The organism is Leisingera sp. G5_S3_59_S7 (assembly GCF_054968485.1).
Genome location: NZ_JBQKUH010000057.1, coordinates 21472 through 27471, shown reverse-complemented (window position 1 = coordinate 27471; position 6000 = coordinate 21472). Strand labels below are relative to the sequence as shown.

Sequence of the window (6000 nt, the reverse complement as noted above, 5' to 3'; positions counted from 1 at the left end):
GAAGCCATGCCCCCTGCGCCAGTGATAAAAAGCCCCGAACAGAAGGGCCAGAACGGAAGAGAGCACTGAAAAAGGGCGGCCCCCTCGGACCGCCCTTTCTTTTGTTTCCGGATCTGCTGTTTCCGGATCTGACCGGCGGATCAGTGAGCGGTTGCCCCCGCCCCCTCTTCCGATCGTCTCAGCGCCGCCTTGGCGGCGGCGGCCTCTTCGGCCTCTTCGTCCCATTCGATGGGCTCAGGCTGCGATACCAGCGCATGCTTCAGCACCTCAGAGACATGGGACACCGGGATGATCTCCAGACCTTCTTTCACGTTGTCCGGGATATCCGGCAGGTCTTTCTCGTTCTCCTGCGGGATCAGCACTGTCTTGACACCGCCGCGCAGGGCCGCCAGCAGCTTCTCCTTAAGGCCGCCGATCGCTAGCGCATTGCCGCGCAGGGTGACCTCGCCGGTCATCGCAATATCCTTGCGCACCGGGATCTGTGTCAGCACCGACACGATGGAGGTCACCATCGCCAGGCCCGCCGAGGGGCCGTCCTTAGGCGTTGCGCCTTCCGGCACGTGCACGTGGATGTCCCAATGGTCGAACTTCGGCGGCTTGATGCCCAGTTTCGGCGAGACAGAGCGCACGTAGGACGAGGCCGCCTCGATCGATTCCTTCATCACGTCGCCAAGCTTGCCGGTGGTCTTCATCCGGCCCTTGCCCGGCAGCCGCAGTGCCTCAATCGACAGCAGCTCGCCGCCGACGGAAGTATACGCCAGCCCGGTCACCACACCAACCTGATCCTCTTTCTCGGCCAGGCCGAAGCGGAACTTCGGCACGCCCAGGAACTCGTCAAGGTTTTCCGGCGTGACAGTCACGCTGTCGGCCTCTTTCTTGACGATCTTGGTCAGCGACTTGCGCGCCACCTTGGCGATCTCACGCTCCAGGTTCCGCACCCCCGCCTCGCGGGTGTAGGTGCGGATCATCTCGGTCACGGCATCCTCGGTCAGCTCGAACTCCTTGGCCTTCAGGCCGTGGTTCTTCACCTGCTTGGAAATCAGGTGCTGCTTGGCGATCTCGCGCTTTTCGTCCTCGGTGTAACCCGACAGCGGGATGATCTCCATCCGGTCCAGAAGCGGCCCGGGCATGTTGTAGCTGTTCGAGGTGGTCAGGAACATCACGTTCGACAGGTCGTATTCCACCTCCAGGTAGTGATCCATGAAGGTGTTGTTCTGTTCCGGATCCAGCACCTCCAGCATCGCGCTTGCCGGGTCACCGCGGAAATCCTGGCCCATCTTGTCGATTTCATCGAGCAGGATCAGCGGGTTGGTGGTCTTCGCCTTCTTCAGCGCCTGGATGATCTTGCCGGGCATCGAGCCGATATAGGTGCGGCGGTGGCCGCGGATCTCGGACTCGTCGCGCACGCCGCCCAGGCTGATGCGGATGAACTCGCGCCCTGTCGCCTTGGCCACGGATTTGCCCAAGCTGGTCTTACCCACGCCCGGAGGGCCGACGAGGCACAGGATCGGCCCCTTCAGCTTGGCCGAGCGCTGCTGCACCGCCAGATACTCGACGATCCGCTCCTTGACCTTCTCGAGGCCATAGTGATCGGCGTCCAGGATCTCCTGCGCCTTGTTCAGGTCTTTCTTGACGCGCGACTTGGTGCCCCACGGGATCGACAGCATCCAGTCGAGATAGTTGCGCACAACCGTGGCTTCCGCCGACATCGGCGACATGTTCTTGAGCTTCTTCAGCTCCGCATCGGCCTTTTCGCGCGCCTCTTTCGACAGTTTGGTGGCGGCGATCTTCTCTTCCAGCTCGGCGATTTCGCCGGCTCCTTCCTCGCCGTCGCCCAGCTCCTTCTGAATGGCCTTCATCTGCTCATTCAGATAATACTCGCGCTGGGTCTTCTCCATCTGGCTCTTGACGCGGGTCTTGATCTTCTTCTCGACCTGCAGGACCGAGAGTTCGCCCTGCATCAGCCCATAGACCTTCTCCAGCCGCTCGCTGACAGACAGAGTCTCCAAAAGCTCCTGCTTGCGCTCCACGTCGATGCCCAGGTGGCCCGCCACCAGGTCGGCCAGCTTGGCCGGCTCGGCGGTCTCGCCAACGGCGGACAGCGCTTCCTCGGGAATGTTCTTGCGCACCTTGGCATAGCGCTCGAACTCATCGCCCACGGTGCGCACCAGCGCCTCGGTGGTGGTGACGTCCCCCGGCATTTCCGCCAGTTCTTCGGCCTTCGCCTCGAAGTAGTCGTCATTTTCCAGGAATTCGGTGATTTTCACCCGCGACTGGCCCTCGACCAGCACCTTGACGGTGCCATCGGGCAGCTTCAGCAGCTGCAGCACATTGGCCAGCACGCCGACGGTGTAAATGCTATCGGTTTCCGGGTCGTCCTCGGAAGGGTCGATCTGGCTGGACAGCAGGATCTGCTTGTCGTCCGCCATCACCTCTTCCAGGGCGCGCACCGACTTTTCCCGGCCCACGAACAGCGGCACGATCATGTGGGGGAACACCACGATATCGCGCAGCGGCAGCACAGGATAGGAGGAATTGAGTGGCTCTTGCATACTCGGTCCTTTGCTTGGCAAGACGGCCCGGCCCCGATCCCGGCAGCGCTTGGCGCGTCTCCTCATTGGATGTCTTTATCTGGGGGGAAGGTTAATGATTTTCAACCAGCCCGCCGCTTGGTTGGCCCCACCTTGCCCGCAGCGCGCCCGGACCACAAGGCGCAAATGACCGAAGGGTGAGCAAAGCGCTAACACGCCCGGGGATGTGCCGGAAACGGCCGGGCAGAGGTGCCGGAAACGGCCGGGCAGACTGGTGCGATCCGCCATTCAGCGCCGCTCCAGCGTCACCAGGCCGCGCTCAAAGCGGCCCGCCGCGCCGGTCTCGCTGTAGGTGCCGCTCAGCCTTGACTGGTCGACCAGAAACAGCCGGTAGTCCTGGCGCAGAACATGCCCCGTCCCGCTGTCCTGCGCGCCCGCGATATTCAGCCGCAAAAGCTGGTCCGGACCGCACGCCAGGGGACCCAGGGCGATCTCGTCCAGAAACACCTCAGCGTCGTCCGGCAGGTCGCCGCGGCCTGCGCTTTCGGCCCGCAGGCCGCTGCCCGGCGCCGGCGGCGCACGGTCCTCAACTGCGACCGGCATGAAGCCCAGCGCAGGCGAGCCCGCCATCAGCCGGCCGTTCCGGAAATCCAGCGACAGAATCTCGCCGCTGCGCTGCGGCACCGGCAGCATCTCGACACGCCCGGCCGAAACCAGCCCCATTTCGCCCGGCCCCTTGCGCAGGGTCCACCGCCCGCGCAGCGCGCTGGACTTGCCCTTGACCAGTTCCTCCAGCGTGATGGTGCAGCCATCAATCGGCGGCGCCTTGAAGAAGCCCGACGCCTCCGCCAGAGATCCGGGAGACTTGGCGCTTCCCGTGCCCTGAGAAGGTTCCTGTTCCTGCGCCTGTGCCGCCGGAGAGCTGCCTAGCAGAACCGCCAGAACAATCGCGCGCAAACCGGTCATCGCCATCCTCCCCGCTTTTGCGCGAGGTTAGCAGACAGGGTCTTCACAACAGGTGAACAGGCGCCCGGACCCCAGCTGAACTGATACCGGCGGCCGGGCGTTTGCTGCCCGGCCGCCATTGCCTCATCTGGGCCTCAGCGGATTATTCAGCCGCCTGCTGCATCACCGGGTAGTCGGTATACCCCTCATCTCCGCCGCCATAGAAGGTTTCCGGGTTGCCTTCGTTCAGCGGCGCGTCTGCGGCCAGCCGCTGCACCAGATCCGGGTTGGCGATGAAGGGGCGGCCGAAGGCCACCAGGTCAGCCTCGCCCGAGGCCGTCCGCGCCAGCGCGGTTTCGCGGTCATAGCCATTGTTGGCCATATAGGTGCCGGTATAGAGCTTGCGCAGGGCGTCGAAATCCCCGTCCCGGGCGCCGCCGGTCTCACCCTCGACCATGTGCAGATAGGCCAGGCCATAGCTGTTCAGTTTCTGGATAACCGGCGTGTAATGACCTACGGGATCGCTGTCGGACACATCATTGAAAGTGGCAAAGGGCGACAGGCGCAGGCCGATCCGGCCGGCCTGCCAAACCGTCTGCAGCGCGTCCAGAATCTCAAATACGATCCGGGCGCGGTTTTCCGGGGAGCCGCCATAGGCATCGGTGCGGGTGTTCACCCCGTCCTTCAGGAACTGCTCCAGAAGATAGCCGTTGGCCGCATGCAGCTCGACACCGTCGAACCCCGCATCCTTGGCGTATTTCGCGGCCTGCACGAAGTCGGCAATCACCCGCTGGATGTCTTCCGCGCTCAGCGCCTGCGGCTTGGCCGTCGGCACAAACCCTTCATGGGTGAACGTCTGCGCCTCTGCCGCAACATCGGTGGAGGACACGGCTTTGGTGCCCTCGGGCAGCAGCGAGTCATGTGTGATCCGCCCGACATGCCACAGCTGAATAACAATCTTGCCGCCCTTGGCATGGACCGCATCCGTGACCTTGCGCCAGGCCGCAGCCTGCGCCGCCGTGTGGATGCCCGGGGTCTGGATATACCCCTTGCCCTCGGGGCTGATCTGGCTGCCCTCGGTGATGATCAGTCCGGCGCCCGCCCGCTGGGCGTAATACTCGGCATGCCGGTCCAGCACCTCGCCGGTTTGGTCATCAGCCCGGTTGCGGGTCAGCGGCGCCATGACAATGCGGTTTCTCAACTCGATTGCGCCAGCGGTGGCGGCGGAAAACAATTCTTGGCTCACGGGGATGTCCCTCCGGTCAAAGTGTCCAGCAACAAGAACGTTGCCGGAATGACCTGAGCACCCTGCCCCGCGCTTTCAACCGGGCGTCAGCCAGAGAAGCTGCCCGCCTGCGCACAGTGACTGTTCGGCCCTGCCTGTTCACAACCGCTCGATATCGCCTTGCGCGCGGGTGGCGTGGAAGTCCTTTTGCCAGGCTTCAAACGTGCCCGCCGCAATCGCCTCGCGCATGCCGCCCATGATCTCCTGGAAATAATGCAGGTTGTGCCAGGTCAGCAGCATGCCCGAGATCATCTCGTTGCTGCGGAACACATGGTGCAGATAGGCGCGGGAATAGTTTGAGCACGCCGGGCAGGAACAGTTTTCATCCAGCGGCCGCGGGTCGTCCTGGTGGCGGGCGTTCTTGATGTTCACCACGCCGTAGCGGGTGAACGCCTGCCCGGTGCGCCCCGACCGCGACGGCAGCACGCAGTCCATCATGTCGATGCCGCGCGCCACCGCGCCGACGATGTCGTCGGGCTTGCCCACGCCCATCAGGTAACGCGGCTTGTCCCCGGGCAGCATGTCCGGCGCAAAGTCCAGGCAGCCGAACATCGCCTCCTGCCCCTCGCCCACTGCCAGGCCGCCCACCGCGTAGCCGTCAAAGCCGATGGTCTTCAGCGCCTCGGCGCTTTCCTCGCGGAAGTCCTGCGCTAGCCCGCCCTGCTGGATGCCGAACAGCGCGTGCCCCGGACGGTCGCCGAACGCCTCGCGCGAGCGCTCCGCCCAGCGCATCGACAGCCGCATCGACTCGGCAATCCGGTCGCGGTCCGCAGGCAGCGCCGGGCATTCGTCGAAACACATCACGATGTCAGACCCCAGCAGCCGCTGGATCTCCATCGAGCGTTCCGGGGTCAGCTCATGCTTGGAGCCGTCGATGTGGGATTTGAACGTCACGCCTTTCTCGGTCAGCTTGCGCAGACCGGCCAGCGACATCACCTGAAACCCGCCCGAGTCGGTCAGGATCGGGCGCTCCCAGTTCATGAACTTGTGCAGGCCGCCCAGCCGGTCGATCCGCTCCGCCGTCGGGCGCAGCATCAGGTGATAGGTATTGCCCAAGAGGATGTCGGCGCCGGTGGCGCGCACGCTTTCCGGCATCATCGCCTTGACGGTTCCGGCAGTGCCAACCGGCATGAACGCGGGCGTGCGGATCTCGCCGCGCGGGGTATTGATAACGCCCGTGCGCGCTTTGCCGTCGGTTGCCTTCAGTTCAAAGTTGAAAAGCTCTGCCATCTCGTATTC

General features: G+C 64.1%; 4 protein-coding genes. All 4 read right to left on the bottom strand.

The features are described 5' to 3' along the window. Nucleotides 1-140: 140 nt before the first annotated feature. Nucleotides 141-2552, bottom strand: a complete 2412-nt coding sequence (lon, locus tag ACTRWG_RS18980; protein WP_027237191.1) for an endopeptidase La — start codon at nucleotides 2550-2552, stop codon at nucleotides 141-143. 267 nt (nucleotides 2553-2819) lie between these two features. Further along, nucleotides 2820-3497 carry a hypothetical protein gene (locus ACTRWG_RS18975; RefSeq protein ID WP_245597391.1) on the bottom strand — a complete coding sequence of 226 codons (678 nt, stop codon included), beginning with the start codon at nucleotides 3495-3497 and terminating at the stop codon, nucleotides 2820-2822. Nucleotides 3498-3639: 142 nt separating this feature from the next. Continuing rightward, nucleotides 3640-4722 (bottom strand): alkene reductase, encoded by a 1083-nt coding sequence (locus tag ACTRWG_RS18970; protein ID WP_027237189.1) that lies wholly within the window; start codon nucleotides 4720-4722, stop codon nucleotides 3640-3642. 138 nt (nucleotides 4723-4860) lie between these two features. Further along, on the bottom strand, nucleotides 4861-5991 hold the full coding sequence (tgt, locus tag ACTRWG_RS18965; RefSeq protein ID WP_462829790.1) for a tRNA guanosine(34) transglycosylase Tgt: 1131 nt from the start codon (nucleotides 5989-5991) through the stop codon (nucleotides 4861-4863). Between the last annotated feature and the right edge of the window lie 9 nt (nucleotides 5992-6000).

Bases quoted from the DNA above. Each gene is read 5' to 3' on its own strand.
- lon (WP_027237191.1), bottom strand. From the start codon at position 2,552: ATGCAAGAGCCACTCAATTCCTCCTATCCTGTGCTGCCGCTGCGCGAT.
- ACTRWG_RS18975 (WP_245597391.1), bottom strand. From the start codon at position 3,497: ATGACCGGTTTGCGCGCGATTGTTCTGGCGGTTCTGCTAGGCAGCTCT.
- tgt (WP_462829790.1), bottom strand. From the start codon at position 5,991: ATGGCAGAGCTTTTCAACTTTGAACTGAAGGCAACCGACGGCAAAGCG.